We start from the raw sequence: 14443 nt of genomic DNA on the forward strand, positions 1-14443 counted from the left end.
GTTCTGGTACTGACGTTACGAAGACCCCTTTAAAAGTTTTTGGGGAAGGTGGGGGTCCGGGGGAGGAAACCCCTTTTTCCCAAAAGGGGTTTCCTCCCCCGGCTCTTCGCCTCTTCTCCTCCCACCCACCCACGGAGGCGCGTATGGATGAGCGGCAGGTCATGGAAACGGACATTGTCTGCGTCGGCTTCGGCCCGGCCATGGGCGGGTTTCTGACCACCCTGGCCAAGGGCATCGTCAACGAAGACGGCTCGGCGGTCATGGAAAGCACTGTCGTGCCCGGATTGCCGCCCCAGGTCATCTGCTACGAGCGGGCCGACGACATCGGCGTCGGCGTCTCCGGCGTGGTCTCCAAGGCGCGCGGCATCCGCGAAAGCCTGCCCGGCCTCGATTCCGCCGCTGTGCCGCTGTGCACGCCCATCACCGAAGAAAAGGTCGTCTATCTCGTCGATCCCCACGGAGCCAGCCGCCGGCCGCTGCCCCTCAAAGCCGCCGATGCGGCGCTCAAGCTCCTCGGCGGAAAATTTCCGGGCTGCCGCTACAAGGACATGGCGGTCGAGTTGCCCTATATCCCGCCGTTTCTGGAAAAGCACGGCGGCCTGACCTTTTCGCTTGGCCAGTTCAACCAGTGGGTGGGCAGCACCATCATGGCCACCGGCGCGGCCCAGATCTGGCCGTCCTCGCCGGTTGCCGCCCCCATCATCGAACATCGCAAGGTGGTCGGCGTGCGGCTGGCCGACCAGGGCGTGGACAAGGCCGGCAAACCCGACGCCGCGTTCATGCCCGGCATGGACGTCAGGGCCAGGCTGACCGTCCTTGGCGACGGGCCGGTCGGGCCGGTCGGCCGGGCCATCGACGACGCGCGCGGGTTGCCCATGGGGCATCACCAGCGCGACTACGCCGTGGGCATGAAACTCGTGGTGGACCTGCCCGGCAACTGCTCCTGGAAGGTCGGCACGGTCATCCACACCATTGGTTTCCCGGAACCCGAAATTTTCGGTTTTCTCTACGTGTTGCCCGGCCATGTGGCCTCCCTTGGCATCTTCGTGCCGAGTTGGTTCGACAACCCCGTGCGCACCGCCTACCGCTACCTCCAGCACTGGATGCAGCACCCCTACCTGTGGAAACAGCTCAAGGGCGGCACGATCCGCTCGTTTGGGGCCAAGACGCTCCAGGAATCCGGCAAAAACGGCGAACCGTATCTGGTCGGCGACGGCTATGCCCGCATCGGCGAAGGGTCCGGCACCACCAACGTGCTGACCGGCTCGGGCGTGGACGAGGCCTGGACCTCGGGCGTGCAGCTGGGCCAGGCCGTGGTCCAGTTGTTGGAACAGGGCCTGCCCTTTACCGCGGAAAATCTGGAAAAAACCTACGTCGCCCGCCGCCGGGCCTCCTGGGTCGAGGCCGAAGCCAAAATTGCCGCCCGCTCCCGTGAAGGCTTTGCCTCCGGGTTTATTCCGGGCATCGTCGGCATGGCGCTTGCCGGCCTGACCAAGGGCGCGCTGTGCTGGCCGGCCGATTCCGAACCCGTGCACAAGCGTATCCCGTCCATTGAGGAATACTACCGGGGCCGCGTCTCGTGCGATGAGATCAAACGCATCCGCCAGGAAGCCACGGCCAAGGGGCTGGCCTTGCACGACGCGCTCATGGACAAGGTGGGCTGGCCGGAAATCGCCTACGACGGCAAGTTGCTCATTTCCCACCAGGATGCGCTGCTCCTTGGCGGCAAGGTGCAGGCCGCGCCGGGCTACGCCGACCACGTCACCTTCGAAGACCACGACACCTGCCGGGCCTGTTGCGAAAAGACCTGCATCGAGGCCTGTTCCGGCCAGGCCATCACCACCAATCCCGACGACGGCGTGCCGCTTTTCGACCGCGAAAAATGCGTGCACTGCGGCGCCTGCCTGTGGAACTGCTCCAAGCCGTCCAAGACCGATCCCGAACGCACCAACGTCCGCTTCGCCGCCGGCGCCGGCGGATTACATTCGGCTGAGAATTAGGAAAGACGAAGAGAAGAACTGGAGAGGCGCTGCCTCTCCAGACCTCACCGCCGGGGCGTTGCCCCGGACCCCACCAGGGCGCTGCCCTGGACCCGCCGTGGGGGATAATCCCCCCCGGACCCCCTTGCCGGGGGGTGCAGCCGGGACATTTTGGTGGTCCCGGCTGCACCCCCGAAAAGGGAAAATAGCGGCTTATAAAATTGAGAGTTTTTGGGAGAGGCGGAGGAAACGAGGGAAAAGACCCTTTTTTGCAAAAAAGGGTTTCCTCCCCCGGTTCCTCCTCCCCCGCATAAGGGAGTGCCTATGTTTCATATCGTCGTATGCGGCGGCATCGTGCCTGATCCGTTGCAGACGTTGGAGCCGGTCAAGGGACCGGCCGGCTGGGGCCTGAAAAACGAACTGATGCTGCCGTCGATCCTTGATCCGTGGGCGTCCCATGCCCTGTACGAGGCGGCGCATCTGGCCAAGTCCGCGCCGGGCAGCAAGGTCTGGCTGGTGTCGCTTGGCCCCAAGGCCAAGTTGCAGCAGGTCATGATGACCGTGGCCCAGAAGGCTCCGTTCGAGCTGGTGGTGGCTGACGGGCCGGCCGGCGGTTTCGTCGATTCCTTCGAGGTGGCCGAGGCCCTTTTTGCCGCCATCTCCGGCATTGCCGGCCTGGACGCCTCCAAGCTGCTGCTTTTTGGCGGCTGGCAGTCGGCCTCGCGCGGTTCCGGTTCCACGTTGCAGCTTCTGGGCGAGAAGCTTGGCATCGTGGACCAGTTCCAGGGCGTGGACAAGCTGACGGTGGGCGCTGACGGCAGCCTGGAAGTCATGGAGCGCATCGAAGGCGGCGCGTACCAGATTTCCGCCTGCGCCGGCGCGCCGGCCGTCCTGGGCTGGGCCACGGGCGAGTTGCCCGAACCGCCGAACAATCCGCAAGTGGGCATGGCCAACATGCGGCTCGTCATGCCGGCTCTGCAAAAGGCCAAACCGGCCGCCATCAATGCCGCAGCCATCGACTACCAGTCGGTGACCCTGCCGGCCCAGAAGCGCGAGACGCGCGTGGTCAAAGACACGCCCGTCGATGACATCGCCAAGGAAATCATTGCTTGGCTGCAGAGCTAGCCGGAGGCTTACCCTATGGAAACCATTCTTTTTGTCTCTCCCGTGGCCGCCGACGGGACCTTGGCCAAAGCGTCCCTTGAAGCCCTGACCTGCGCCAAAACCCTGGCCGAAGGCCTGGGCGCGCCCCTGGCTGTCGGACTCTACGGAGCCGATGTCGCCCCGGCCGCCGCTGCCGTGGCTGCCTGCGGCCCGGTCTTCGCCGTCACCGGCGAAGCCTTTGCCGCCTCGCGCTACGCCACCGATGTCGCGGCCATGGAAGCCCTGGCCGCGGCGGCCGCGGCCACTATCGTCATTGCGGCCGACGACTCCCGGGCTTCGCGGGCCCTGCCCGGCGCGGCCGCCCGCCTGGGCGGACGCATCGATGCCCACGTCACCGCCGTGGCCGCCAAGGACGGCGCGCCCGTGGCCACCCGCGGCTACTACCGCCAGCGCATGGCTGCCGAACTGACCCGCACAGCCCGGCCCTGGTGCCTCACCGTCTCCGGCGGCTGCTACGCCGCTTATGACGGCGCGCCCGGCCAGGCGGCCGTCACGGCCGTGGCTGTGGCCGTCACCGAGGCCATGACCCGCACCACGGTCAAAGCCATCGTCGCCCCCTCGGCCGATGAGCAGACCATCCGCCCCGACGCGGCCACGCTGTTTGTGGCCGGCGCCGGCTGGACCAAAAAACAGGCCGACGGCGTGCCCCACGTCACCGAAGCCGGCCAGTTGATCCTGGGGTTCCTGGGCAAGGCCAAGGCGTCGCTTGGCAGCAGCAAGTCCCTGGTCGATATGGGCGGCGAAGGCGAATCCGTGCTGCCGTTTCTCACCCACCTGCATCAGGTCGGCCAGACCGGCGCGACGCCGCGTCACCCCAAAGGACTGGCCACCTGCTGCCACGGCGAAGAACCGCATGTTGTCGGCTGGCGCTTTATTACCGAACGCCGGGCCGTCAACCTCGACGCCTCCTGCGGCTGGGCCCAGGGCAAAGCCGATGTGCTCTACGTGGCCGACGCCTTTGAGGTTATGCGCAAGATCAACGAATTGTTGGGATAAGATAGACCGGGACGCTGCCTGCGCTCCCAAAAAAGCGGCCCGGAAGGATGTATCCTTCCGGGCCGCTGGCATTTTCTGACGCACTCCGGCCGACAGGGCTTTTGCCCGCTTCCGTCCAGGGTCGCGGCAACGCCGTCCCCCTGAAACCATTTGGGGGGTCCGGGGGCCTCAGGCCCCCGGCCGCCGGAGGCATCTTCGCCTTCGCCTTCGCCCCCGCTCCTTTACAGGTCGCTGGCCAGGAGCAGTTCTTCCTGATCCATATCGGGATGCAGGTCGTGGGAGATTTGGAAGAAGGCGTAGAGGTCGCGCAGGCGCAGTTCGTCGGCCACGGCGGTGGTGGGGTTGGCCAGGATGAGTCGTCGTCCTTTGGTGGCCAGGGCGGTTTGCAGGCGCACGAGGGCCCCGACGCCGCTGCTGTCGACGGTGGGCGACTGGGACAGGTCGAGCACGATGACCTGGTAGCGTCCGACGGTGGCGGCTTCGAGCACGGCGGTTTCCAGTTCCAGAGACACGGGCGCGCTCAGGGGGCCGTCGGTACGGGCCCAGAGGACGCCGTGTTGGTTGGCAATGGCTATTCGGCTCATGTGTGTGGTGTGGTCCATGCGGTCGGAGCGGTTGAACCGTTCCGGCGTCGTTGATGGGCGAGAATAGCCGCAAGGCGGCGCGGCAGGCAAGGATAAAAGCCTGAACATGACAGACTGTTCACCTTGGGGCAGGGCACAAAAAACGCCGGCTGGGCCGGCGTTGGGGGAAGGTCTGGCTAGATTTTGTGCCAGGCCAGCAGATTGAAGCTCTTGTAGCCGTTGTCCGGGTCTTCGGCGTAGCGGCAGCCGAGGCTGTTGTCTTCATCCTTGTGCTGGATATCTGTCTTGGAGCAGCGATAGAAGGTGCATTCGTTGTTATTGCACACGAGTATTTCACCCCAACCGGTTTCCGGGGGACCGACCCAGGGTTGGAGTTTGACTTTGCAATGCGGGCAAATACGGTCTTCGGGCATGGGGCACTCCTTGGGGGCGTTCGGCCGGACAGCGCTTGCCGGCCTGCTGCAACAATAGGCATGATCCTGCCGCCGTCAACCGGTTGGCTGGCGGCGGCAGGAATTGGGCGGGTATCGGGGCGGAAAGGGCGGTCTACATGACGTCTTTGGCCCAGTAGAGCAGGTTGTGATTGGCCTTGAGGCGGTCGATGACTTCCTTGGCCTGGGCGTCGTCCATGGGGCGCACGCGGATATAGACGGTGCGGGTCTCGGGCTTGTCGTCGTCGTAATTGGTGAGGATGCTGAGGATGCGCACGTCATGGGCCTTGAGGTCGTCAAGGACGGTCTTGAGGCTGCCGGAGACGTTGGGCAGTTCGAAGGCAAACTGCATGCCGCCGCTTAAGACGCCGGTGATGCTGACGAGCACCTTGAAAATATCGCTGTCGGTGATGACGCCGACCACAAGTCCGCCGGCATCGACCACGGGCATGCCGCCGACGCTGTGGCGCAGCATGAGCACGGCGGCCTTTTCCACGGTATCGTCGGGAGCGATGGTGATGACCGTTTTGGTCATGATGTCGCCCACCTTGATCTCCGAGAGCAGGTAGTACAGCTCGTGCATATCCAGGGTGGTGGCCTTGGAAGGCGAGGCTTCCTTGATGTCGCGGTCCGAGACGATGCCGACCAGTCGGCCGTCGTCGTCAACCACGGGCAGGCGGCCAAAGCCATTTTCCTTCATGAGCTTGGCCGCCTTCATGATGGAGGTGCTCGGCTTGGCCGTGACCGGGGACTTGCTCATCCAATCCTTTATCAGCATGTGCGTCTCCTTGGCGGTCCCTTGAGGGCGGGCCGATTGTGGTATAAGGCCCGGACATCACGCGGCGCGGCAGCGTCGGGACATTTGCCTGACCTATACGTGTTTCCGCCATTATTTCAAGCTATTCCACCCCGCCGGAAAAGGAAAAAACTGATGAAGGCCCTCCTGTACCGTCGCAGCATTCCGCGTTATCTGGCCTGCACCCTGGCCTCGAAGCTGGCGCCCAGGCGGTTTTTTTCGTCTTTGGCCCCGCTTTCGCTTGAAACCGTGCCCTTTGACCCGCCCAAGGGCTGGGTTGCCCTGCGGCCCCGGCTGTGCGGCATCTGCGGTTCGGAGCTGGGGTTGCTGCGGGGGCTCGAATCGCCGTTGCTCGAACCGTACGCCAGCCTGCCGTTTATTTTGGGCCATGAGATGGTGGCCGAGCTTGAAGAGGACGTGCCGGAGCTTGGGCTGCGGTCCGGGGGACGGGTGGTGGTGGAGCCGGGGCTGCCGTGCGCGGTCCGCGGGTTGCCGGACTGCCCCAGTTGCCGGGAGGGACGGTACAACCGTTGCGAGCGGTTTCTTGACGGCGATCTGCCGCCGGGGTCGTTTCTTGGGTTCACGCGCCGGGCCGGCGGGGCCATGGCCGATCGCACGGCCGCCCATCCCTCGCGCCTTGTGGCCGTGCCGGACGAGGTCGGCGACGAGGACGCGGTGCTGACCGATTCCCTGGCCTCGGCCCTGCAGCCGGTGCTTGACCATTTCCCGAAGGACGGGGCCACGGTGCTCATTTACGGGGCGGGGATCGTCGGCCAGCATGTGCTGCGCTGTCTGCGGGCTCTTGGCAGCCGCAGCCGGATACTGGTGGCGGCGCGCCATCCGGTCCAGGTGGCCCTGGCCCGGGCGGGCGGGGCGGACGCGACCATTTCGCCGCGAAGCCGTCAGGAACTGGCCGAGGCCATCGGGGCGCGCTTTGTGCCGACCAGCCTTGGCGGCGGCAATATCGAGGGCGGGGTGGACCTGATTTTTGACTGCGTCGGGTCGTCGCGCACCTTTGGCGACGGGCTGCTGGCCCTGGCGGCCGGCGGCAGCTACGTCATGGTGGGGGCCGGGGCGCGCATTCACGACGTGGATATTTCCAGCCTGTGGTTTCGGGAGCTGACCATTGCCGGCTCCTCGGGCTGCGCCACCGGCCCGGACCCGCGCCGTCCCGGAGAGCGGGTTCGCACCTACGCCCTGGCGCTTGAGCTGCTGGCCTCGGGCACGTATCCGACGGCGGGCCTCTTGACCCACACCTTTGCCCTGGACGCGTGGCGGCAGGCCTTTGCCACCGCCTTTGACAAGCGGGCTTCCGGTAGCGTCAAGGTGGCCTTTGATCTGCGTCCGGCCTTGGCCGGGTGAGGGCGAGGGTGAGAAGCGAAGGCGGAGGATGCCTCCGGCGGCCGGGGGGATGATCCCCCCGGACCCCTGCACTTGGAGAAGTTTGTAAAGGGGTTTGGGGGCTGATCGGTAAGCCGGTCGGCTGCTGACCGGGACAGCCCGCGCTGGCGTCTGTCGGGAATTACCGTTGTTTCCGGCGGCCGGGGGCGCAGGACCCGGGCTTGACCGCGCGGCGGCGGGCCGGTATCGCCGGCCATGCTCACGCGCGTTGCCCATTTCGTTGAAAGATCATTTTTGTCCCTGGCCCTGGGATTTTCCGCCCTGGCCCTGGTCTGGCCGGGACTTTTCACCTGGCTGGCCCCGTACATCTCGCCGGCCCTGGGCGTCATCATGTTCGGCATGGGCCTGACGCTTCGGGTCGGGGACTTTGCCGGACTGTTGCCCAAATGGCGGCTGGTGGTCCTGGGGACGGCCCTGCAATTCACCATCATGCCCGGGGTGGCCATGGCCGTGGCCCGGCTTTTCGCCCTCGACCCCCAGACGGCGGTCGGCGTGGTGCTGGTCGGGGCCTGTCCGGGCGGCACGGCTTCCAATGTCGTCACCTATCTGGCCGGCGGCAATCTGGCCTTGTCCGTGGTCCTCACCCTGGCAACCACCCTGCTGGCCCCCATCCTCACCCCGGCCATTGTGGCTGCCTACTGCGGCACGCGCCTTCAGGTCGACGCCCTGGCCATGGCCGGTTCGGTGTTCTGGATCGTGGCCTTTCCGGTCATGGACGGCCTGATTTTGCGCCGGCTGCTGCGCCAACGCCTGGAGCCGGTGCTGGCGGTGTTTCCGCCGTTATCCATGTTGGTGGTGGCCATGGTCATCGCCTGCGTGGTGGGACTGAACCGCGAGACGGTGCTGGCCTTCCCGGGAATGGTAATGGCGGCGGTGGTGCTGCACAATCTGGCCGGCTTCGCCCTGGGCTGGCTTGGGGCTAGGGCGCTCACCCGGGACCGGGCCGACGTGGCCGCCATTGCCATCGAGGTGGGGATGCAGAATTCCGGCCTGGGCGTGGCCCTGGCCAAGCTCTATTTCACGCCGGCGGCGGCCCTGCCGGCCGCGCTTTTCAGCCTGGAGCAGAATCTGGCCGGGGTGGCCCTGGCCCGGTGGTGGCGTCGCGGCGGAGGCGGTCAGCCTTCGTCGGGGCAGGTCCAGGTTTCCAGGGCAAGCCGGACCTGATTCCAGAGGGCCTGCATCTGGTCCAGGAGGCTCTGGATTTCGGCCGCATCATGACGACCCAGGGCCTGTTCCAGCAGGACGGCCGCCTGCCGGCTGGCGTAGGAGCCGATGGTGGCGGCGGTTCCTTTGAACGTGTGGGCGGCCAGCACGGCCTGCTCATGGTCGCCGTTTTCAACGGCCAGCCGGGCTTCGGCCAGCCGTTTGGACCCTTCGTCATAACTCGTGTGCAGGAGTCCCCTGAATTGGGGCCAGGACAGGCCCATGGCCTCCCGGGCCTTGCCGGGCGCAAAGACTTCCAGGCCAAACGCTTGCGACGGCAGGGACGGGAGCGGGCAATTTCCCCGCCAGATAGCTTCCAGGGTGTCTTGCAGGGTGCGATAGTTGACGGGTTTGGTGACAAATCCGTCCATACCCGATTCCAGGCATTGCTGGCGCACGTCTTCCACGGCATGGGCCGTCACCGCGATGATGGGCACACCCGGGTCCAGGGCCGGGAGACCGGCCGGGCCGCCGTTTCGGATGGTCCGGGTGGCCGTGATGCCGTCGATTTCCGGCATCTCGATATCCATGAGCACGGCGTCAAAGCGCTGTTGGGCCAAGGCGGCGTAGGCTTGCCGGGCCGAGTCGGCCACGGTCAGCGTGTGCCCCATGCGGCCCATGTGCAGCCGGGTGACGGCGGCATTGAGCTCGTTGTCCTCCACCAACAGGATGCGCAGGGTCTTTTGCCCGGCGGCGACGCCGCCGGCCGGCGCGGCCGCCCGGCGGATCACGGCATCGGCGTTTCCGGGCAGCAGAAACACGGTGAAGGAGAAGACGCTGCCGGCGCCCAAGCGGCTGGCGACGGCGATATGGCCGCCCATGCGCTCCACGAGTTCCTTGCTGATGGCCAGCCCCAGGCCCGTGCCGCCGAAGCGTCGGGCGATATGGCCCGGTCCCTGGTTGAAGCTCTCGAAAAGTTCGGCCGAGCGGGTCGGATCGACGCCGATGCCGGTATCGCTGACGGTAACAGCCAGCCCGACCCGGCCCGGCGGCGTGTCTGGGGCGGCAACCGGGGCAACCGTCAGGGACACGGTCCCGGCAGCGGTGAATTTGACCGCATTGCCGAGGAAGTTGAGCAACACCTGACGCAGGCGGCCGGCATCGCCGCGAAGGGCGGTCGGCACGGCCGCGTCTACGGAAACGGTAAAGGCCAGTCCTTTTTGGCTGGCGGCCAGCGCAACGGTCCGGGCGGCTTCGGCTATGACCTCGCGCACGTCGAAGTCGATGCGTTCCAGGATCAATTTGCCGGCTTCGATTTTGGAAAAATCCAGAATGTCGTTGACCACGCCAAGCAGGTGCCCGGCCGAGTCGCGGATGGTGCGCAGATGCCCAAGCTGTTCCGGGGTCGCTGGCCCGGCCAGCAGAACGTCGGTGAGGCCCATGACGGCATTGAGCGGGGTACGGATTTCATGGCTCATGACGGCCAGAAAGACCCCTTTGGCCTGGGAGGCTTCCTCAGCCACGGTTTTGGCCTGCTCAAGGCTCGCCTGGCGCTGTTTTTCCTGGGTGATGTCGTCAAAAGCCCAGACCACGAGGGAATCCGGAGCTTCGGGGTTTACCCGCTTGCCGTGGATGCGAATCCAGAATTCCTGGCCGTCCTTGCGAACGACCCGGCATTCCTGGCTGATGGAACCCTGGCTGGCGAGGACTTGGTCAAATTGTTCCTTGGCCACCATGTCCTGCTCCTGGGTGCTGAGCAACTCGGCGGTATTGCGGCCGATGAGTTCCTCCTGGGGATAGCCGAGCATCTCCGCGCCCCGGGCGTTGATATCGGTGCAGATGTCGCCGCGGGTGGTGGCCAGCCCGACTTGCGTGTTGCCAAGCACGACGTCGCGTTGGGCCAGGGCCTGGCGCAGGGAATTTTCGGCCCGGTGGCGGGTGGTGACGTCGATATAGGAGAACACCCGGCCGATATAGACGCCGTCCTGGCGGATGGGTCCGCTGCGGCGTTCGATGTAGCGTCCGTCGTGGAGCTCCAGGCAGGTTTCCGACAGGCTTTCGGTGTCGGCCATCAGGCGGTGAAAGAGCAGCCTGACCTCCTGGGCGCCGACAATCTGGTTGAGGATGGGGCTGAAGCGTTGGAAGGCGTTTTCCCCTGTGGCCCAATCCGGCGGCAGGTTCCAGATTTCCAGAAAGCGTTGGTTGAGGGCCAGGACTTCAAAGTTCGGAGGAGCGGCGGAGACGCAGACAACGGCTTCGGCCGTGGATTCCAAAATGGCGATATACAGGGCCATCTGGCGCGACAACAACTCCTCGGCCCGGCGTCGCGCTTCGATCTCCTCCACCAGACGGGTGTTGGCCGTTGCCAGTTCGGCCGTGCGCTCCTCCACCCGCCGGGCCAGCAGCAACCGGTGTTCTTCAACCTCGGCCCGGGATTCGCCAAGCCAGCGCGAGGTCTCGCGCAGCCGGGCGGCCATGGCGTTAAAGGCCGTGCCCACCCGGCCCAGGGCGTCGGCGCTGTTGACGGGCACGGACTGGTCGAGATCCCCGGCCTCCACGGCTTCCAGGGCCTGGCGCAAGGTATCGACCGGCTCAAGCACGAAGCGGTGGAGCATCAGGTTGAGCAGCCCGGCCAAAAAGATATAGGCCCCGACCACGGCCAGGGCGAAGATGGTCCAGACCTGGGCGGCCAGGGGCGAGGTTTCCTGTAAGGCGTAGCGCAGCCGCAGGAAACCCAGATCCTGGCCTTTGTCGTCGCGGATGGGTTCGACCAGGGTGGCGGTCAGCCGGTCGTCTTTGGCCGAAACGGTAAAGACCCGTCCTGTCGGCAGACTGCCGTCGTTTTCGTTGGCCAGCGGTCCGGCTGCGCTGTCGCCGGCCGTGGCCACGAGACGGCCTGTGGCCGTGAACAGGCTGGCTTCGGTGACGCCATCGACCCGAACGAGTCGGTTTAAGATGTCTGCGGCGGCGTTTGCCGCCTGGGCCACATGGAGCAGGGGAGCGAGATTTTCCAGGCGGTGGGCGGCCAGAACGCCAAGCAGGGTGCGGGTCCGATTTTGGGCGGCGGCCTGCCGGTCGTTCATATACAGGCGCAAAACACCGCCGAAAGCTGCCGCAGCAGCCAGGAAAGCGAGTAGAATCGCCGTATTGATCTTGAGTCTCAGGGATACGCCGCGCATGAAGTGTCCGCCGCCTCGCTCCGACAAACCCCGCTGGCCGGGGATTGCCGGGAAAAACCGCGTTGCAGCGGCTGGCAGTATGAATTTCTAGCTTTCTTAAAAACAACCGGGAAAGGTGTCAAAGCCTTTGCGAGGGGGGGGCCGTGTCAGCGCGCCACCCGGTTGGCCGCGTAATAACTGGAGCGCCAGTAGGGGGCCAGCAGATACTCCTGGCGCACCCGGCCGCCCGAGGAAGGGCTGTGAATGAAGCCCCCGTGGCCGTCAAAGATGCCCACGTGGAGGCTGGAGAGTTTGCCCGAGGGCGCAAAAAAGATCAGATCGCCGGCTTGCAGTTCTTCCCGGGGCACGGGGCGTCCGGCCATGAGTTGATCCTGGGTGCGGCGCGGCAGGCGGATGCCGTGGCGGGCGTAGACCCATTGGACAAAGCCCGAACAGTCAAAGCCCTGCCCCGGCGACTCGCCCGCCGCACGATAGGGCGTGCCGATCTGGGATTTTGCCGTCTCCAGCAGGGTCTCCTGGGCCGGGGCCAGGGAAACCGGTTCGCGGCCGCCCCCGGAAAAGGCGCAGCCGCCAAGGGAGAGGGCGCACAGGAGCAGCAGGGTGATGCGGCAGGTGACAGACATGATCCCGGACCTCCGTCCAGGAGATGAGCAAATCCCGTGCCGCTGCCCAGGCTAGCGTAAATCCCGGACCCGGACCTCGATGCCGTCGCCGGCCAGAAGGGCCGCGAGCTGCTTGGGGTCGGTGTCGCCGTAGTGATACGGATACAGCACCTTGGGCCGCACCATGCGGGCGGCCTTGGCCGCCATCTCCGGGGTCATGGTGTAGGGCAGGTTCATGGGCAAAAAGGCGATGTCCACCCCGGCCAGCGCGGCCATTTCCGGGATGTCCTCGGTGTCGCCGGCCACATAAACCCGCTTGTCGCCAAAGGTCAGGACGTAGCCGTTGCCGCGGCCCTTGGGATGAAACGGGTCGCCGGAGTCGCGCTTGTGGACGATGTTATAGGCCGGCACGGCGGCAATGGCGATGCCAAGCCGTTCGGTTGTCTGGCCGTTTTCCAGGACCACGCCCCGGCCGAGCTTTTCCAGGCCGGCTCCGGTCAAGATGATCGGGGTGTCGGGGCTGGTGAGATGGCCCAGGGCGTCGGGGTCGAGGTGGTCGCCGTGTTCGTGGGTCAACAGAACCAGATCGGCCGGGGGCATGGCGCTGTAGTCGCCCACTTTGCCGTACGGATCAACATAGATGATTTTGCCGGCAAAATCGAAGCGCAGGGAGCCGTGGCCGATAAAGGTCACGGTCAGCGGTCCGCCGGTGGTCTCGAAGGTGTCGGATGTCGGGGCGGCCGTCGCCGGTTGGGCGCAGGTCGCCACCAGAGCCAGGGCCAGAAGGGTTTCAAGCAGCATGGCAGGCCTCCTTGCCTCAGGATGCATGGTAGCCGGACCGGGAGCCGGGCGCAAGGGCCGGCGCTGCCCCGTCGCCCGTCTTTGGCCGGATCGCCGCGGACTCGTCGCCGGACCCGGGAGAGAACGGATGTTGTTTTTAGTTGTCGTTACGGCGGCACCTGTCCTACTATCCTCGTAATCTGCCAAAGGAGGCGGCCATCATGATCAATGCCATTACCGGATATCTCGGCGGCGAAGCCGATTCGCTTCTGACCCACGTCTGCCAAACCATTGCCAAGGAGTCCCTGCACCTGCCCGGCCCGGACTATCTGGACACGATATTTACCCAGACCGACCGGCCGTTGCCCGTGCTGCGGTCCATGGCCAGTCTGTATGGGCACGGCCGCCTGGCCGGCACCGGGTACATGTCGATTTTGCCCGTGGACCAGGGCATCGAACACTCGGCCGGGGCCTCGTTTGCCCCCAACCCCATCTATTTCGATCCGGAAAACATCGTCAAACTGGCCATTGAGGCCGGCTGCAACGCCGTGGCCTCGACCCTGGGCGTCCTTGGCAGCGTGGCCCGCAAATACGCCCACAAAATTCCCTTCATCCTGAAGATCAACCACAACGAGCTGCTCTCCCTGCCGCCCATCCACGACCAGACCCTGTTTGCCTCGGTGGAGCAGGCCTACGACATGGGGGCCGTGGCCGTTGGCGCGACCGTCTATTTCGGTTCGCCGGAATGCCGCCGCCAGATCCAGGAAATCTCCGAGGCCTTTGCCCGGGCCCACGACCTGGGCATGGCCTGCATCCTGTGGGCCTATCTGCGCAACCCCGGCTTCGTCAAAGACGGCGTGGATTACCACACGTCCGCCGACCTGACCGGCCAGGCCAACCATCTGGCCGCCACCATCGGGGCGGACATCGTCAAGCAAAAGCAGCCCACCAACAACGGCGGCTATACGGCCATCGGCTTTGGCAAGACCGACAAGCGGGTCTACAGCCAGCTGACCACCGACCATCCCATCGACCTCACCCGCTATCAGGTGGCCAACTGCTACATGGGCCGCATCGGCCTCATTAATTCCGGCGGCGCGTCGGGCGCGTCGGATTTCCCCGATGCCGTGGCCACGGCCGTGGTCAACAAGCGGGCCGGCGGCATGGGCCTCATTTCCGGCCGCAAGGCCTTCCAGCGGCCCATGCCCGAGGGCGTCAAGCTGTTACACGCCATTCAGGACGTCTACCTGTGCCCAGAGGTCACCATCGCCTAGGGGCGCGTCCGTTCGCCGCGGCCTCGTCCGGGGTGTGGCCGGGCCGCACTGCACAGGGGTTCCTCCGGCTGCCCGCTTCACCGGCGGGCAGCCCCGTGGATGGGCCGGAACAAA

General features: G+C 65.8%; 12 protein-coding genes. 6 read left to right on the top strand and 6 right to left on the bottom strand.

Translation table 11 applies throughout. The features are described from left to right. Positions 1-143 precede the first annotated feature (143 nt). From NY78_RS10010 to NY78_RS10020, 3 genes are all read left to right on the top strand, one after another. Positions 144-2000: a 4Fe-4S ferredoxin gene (locus NY78_RS10010; RefSeq protein WP_043635122.1), complete on the top strand. Its 1857-nt coding sequence runs from the start codon at positions 144-146 to the stop codon at positions 1998-2000. A 303-nt stretch (positions 2001-2303) separates the two neighbouring features. Continuing rightward, positions 2304-3104: an electron transfer flavoprotein subunit beta/FixA family protein gene (locus NY78_RS10015; RefSeq protein ID WP_043635125.1), complete on the top strand. Its 801-nt coding sequence runs from the start codon at positions 2304-2306 to the stop codon at positions 3102-3104. 15 nt (positions 3105-3119) lie between these two features. Further along, complete coding sequence (locus NY78_RS10020; RefSeq protein ID WP_043635128.1) at positions 3120-4139, top strand: electron transfer flavoprotein subunit alpha; 1020 nt, start codon at positions 3120-3122, stop codon at positions 4137-4139. A 221-nt stretch (positions 4140-4360) separates the two neighbouring features. Here NY78_RS10020 and NY78_RS10025 read toward each other — a convergent pair whose 3' ends face one another. From NY78_RS10025 to NY78_RS10035, 3 genes are all read right to left on the bottom strand, one after another. Then, a complete protein-coding gene (locus NY78_RS10025) occupies positions 4361-4723 on the bottom strand; it encodes an STAS domain-containing protein (protein ID WP_043635129.1) in 363 nt (120 codons plus the stop codon). Positions 4724-4899: 176 nt separating this feature from the next. Further along, positions 4900-5136 carry a hypothetical protein gene (locus tag NY78_RS10030; RefSeq protein WP_043635132.1) on the bottom strand — a complete coding sequence of 79 codons (237 nt, stop codon included), beginning with the start codon at positions 5134-5136 and terminating at the stop codon, positions 4900-4902. Positions 5137-5269: 133 nt separating this feature from the next. Then, positions 5270-5932 (bottom strand): CBS and ACT domain-containing protein, encoded by a 663-nt coding sequence (locus NY78_RS10035; RefSeq protein ID WP_043635134.1) that lies wholly within the window; start codon positions 5930-5932, stop codon positions 5270-5272. Positions 5933-6085: 153 nt separating this feature from the next. Between NY78_RS10035 and NY78_RS10040 the strand changes: the two genes are divergently transcribed. Then, positions 6086-7312 (top strand): zinc-dependent alcohol dehydrogenase, encoded by a 1227-nt coding sequence (locus NY78_RS10040; protein ID WP_043635137.1) that lies wholly within the window; start codon positions 6086-6088, stop codon positions 7310-7312. 234 nt (positions 7313-7546) lie between these two features. Continuing rightward, positions 7547-8515 (top strand): bile acid:sodium symporter family protein, encoded by a 969-nt coding sequence (locus NY78_RS10045; protein ID WP_047960127.1) that lies wholly within the window; start codon positions 7547-7549, stop codon positions 8513-8515. Here the strand turns inward: NY78_RS10045 and NY78_RS10050 are convergent. The 3 genes from NY78_RS10050 to NY78_RS10060 all read right to left on the bottom strand — a co-directional run bounded on the left by NY78_RS10050 (position 8467) and on the right by NY78_RS10060 (position 13076). Further along, entirely contained in the window at positions 8467-11673 is a 3207-nt protein-coding gene (locus tag NY78_RS10050; protein WP_043635139.1) for an ATP-binding protein, read from the bottom strand. The two genes, NY78_RS10045 and NY78_RS10050, sit on opposite strands and share 49 nt — an antisense overlap. Positions 11674-11819: 146 nt before the next feature. Next, entirely contained in the window at positions 11820-12296 is a 477-nt protein-coding gene (locus tag NY78_RS10055; RefSeq protein WP_043635142.1) for a C40 family peptidase, read from the bottom strand. A 51-nt stretch (positions 12297-12347) separates the two neighbouring features. Beyond that, positions 12348-13076 (bottom strand): MBL fold metallo-hydrolase, encoded by a 729-nt coding sequence (locus NY78_RS10060; protein ID WP_043635147.1) that lies wholly within the window; start codon positions 13074-13076, stop codon positions 12348-12350. Between the two features lie 200 nt (positions 13077-13276). On the opposite strand from NY78_RS10060, the gene NY78_RS10065 reads away from it, so the two are divergent. Beyond that, positions 13277-14329: a class I fructose-bisphosphate aldolase gene (locus NY78_RS10065; protein ID WP_043635150.1), complete on the top strand. Its 1053-nt coding sequence runs from the start codon at positions 13277-13279 to the stop codon at positions 14327-14329. Positions 14330-14443 lie beyond the last annotated feature (114 nt).

The sequence above is a fragment of the Desulfovibrio sp. TomC genome (assembly GCF_000801335.2).
GTDB lineage: Bacteria > Desulfobacterota > Desulfovibrionia > Desulfovibrionales > Desulfovibrionaceae > Solidesulfovibrio.

Coding starts and splice junctions, on each gene's coding strand:
- NY78_RS10010 (WP_043635122.1), top strand. CDS start 144: ATGGATGAGCGGCAGGTCATGGAAACGGACATTGTCTGCGTCGGCTTC.
- NY78_RS10015 (WP_043635125.1), top strand. CDS start 2,304: ATGTTTCATATCGTCGTATGCGGCGGCATCGTGCCTGATCCGTTGCAG.
- NY78_RS10020 (WP_043635128.1), top strand. CDS start 3,120: ATGGAAACCATTCTTTTTGTCTCTCCCGTGGCCGCCGACGGGACCTTG.
- NY78_RS10025 (WP_043635129.1), bottom strand. CDS start 4,723: ATGAGCCGAATAGCCATTGCCAACCAACACGGCGTCCTCTGGGCCCGT.
- NY78_RS10030 (WP_043635132.1), bottom strand. CDS start 5,136: ATGCCCGAAGACCGTATTTGCCCGCATTGCAAAGTCAAACTCCAACCC.
- NY78_RS10035 (WP_043635134.1), bottom strand. CDS start 5,932: ATGCTGATAAAGGATTGGATGAGCAAGTCCCCGGTCACGGCCAAGCCG.
- NY78_RS10040 (WP_043635137.1), top strand. CDS start 6,086: ATGAAGGCCCTCCTGTACCGTCGCAGCATTCCGCGTTATCTGGCCTGC.
- NY78_RS10045 (WP_047960127.1), top strand. CDS start 7,547: ATGCTCACGCGCGTTGCCCATTTCGTTGAAAGATCATTTTTGTCCCTG.
- NY78_RS10050 (WP_043635139.1), bottom strand. CDS start 11,673: ATGCGCGGCGTATCCCTGAGACTCAAGATCAATACGGCGATTCTACTC.
- NY78_RS10055 (WP_043635142.1), bottom strand. CDS start 12,296: ATGTCTGTCACCTGCCGCATCACCCTGCTGCTCCTGTGCGCCCTCTCC.
- NY78_RS10060 (WP_043635147.1), bottom strand. CDS start 13,076: ATGCTGCTTGAAACCCTTCTGGCCCTGGCTCTGGTGGCGACCTGCGCC.
- NY78_RS10065 (WP_043635150.1), top strand. CDS start 13,277: ATGATCAATGCCATTACCGGATATCTCGGCGGCGAAGCCGATTCGCTT.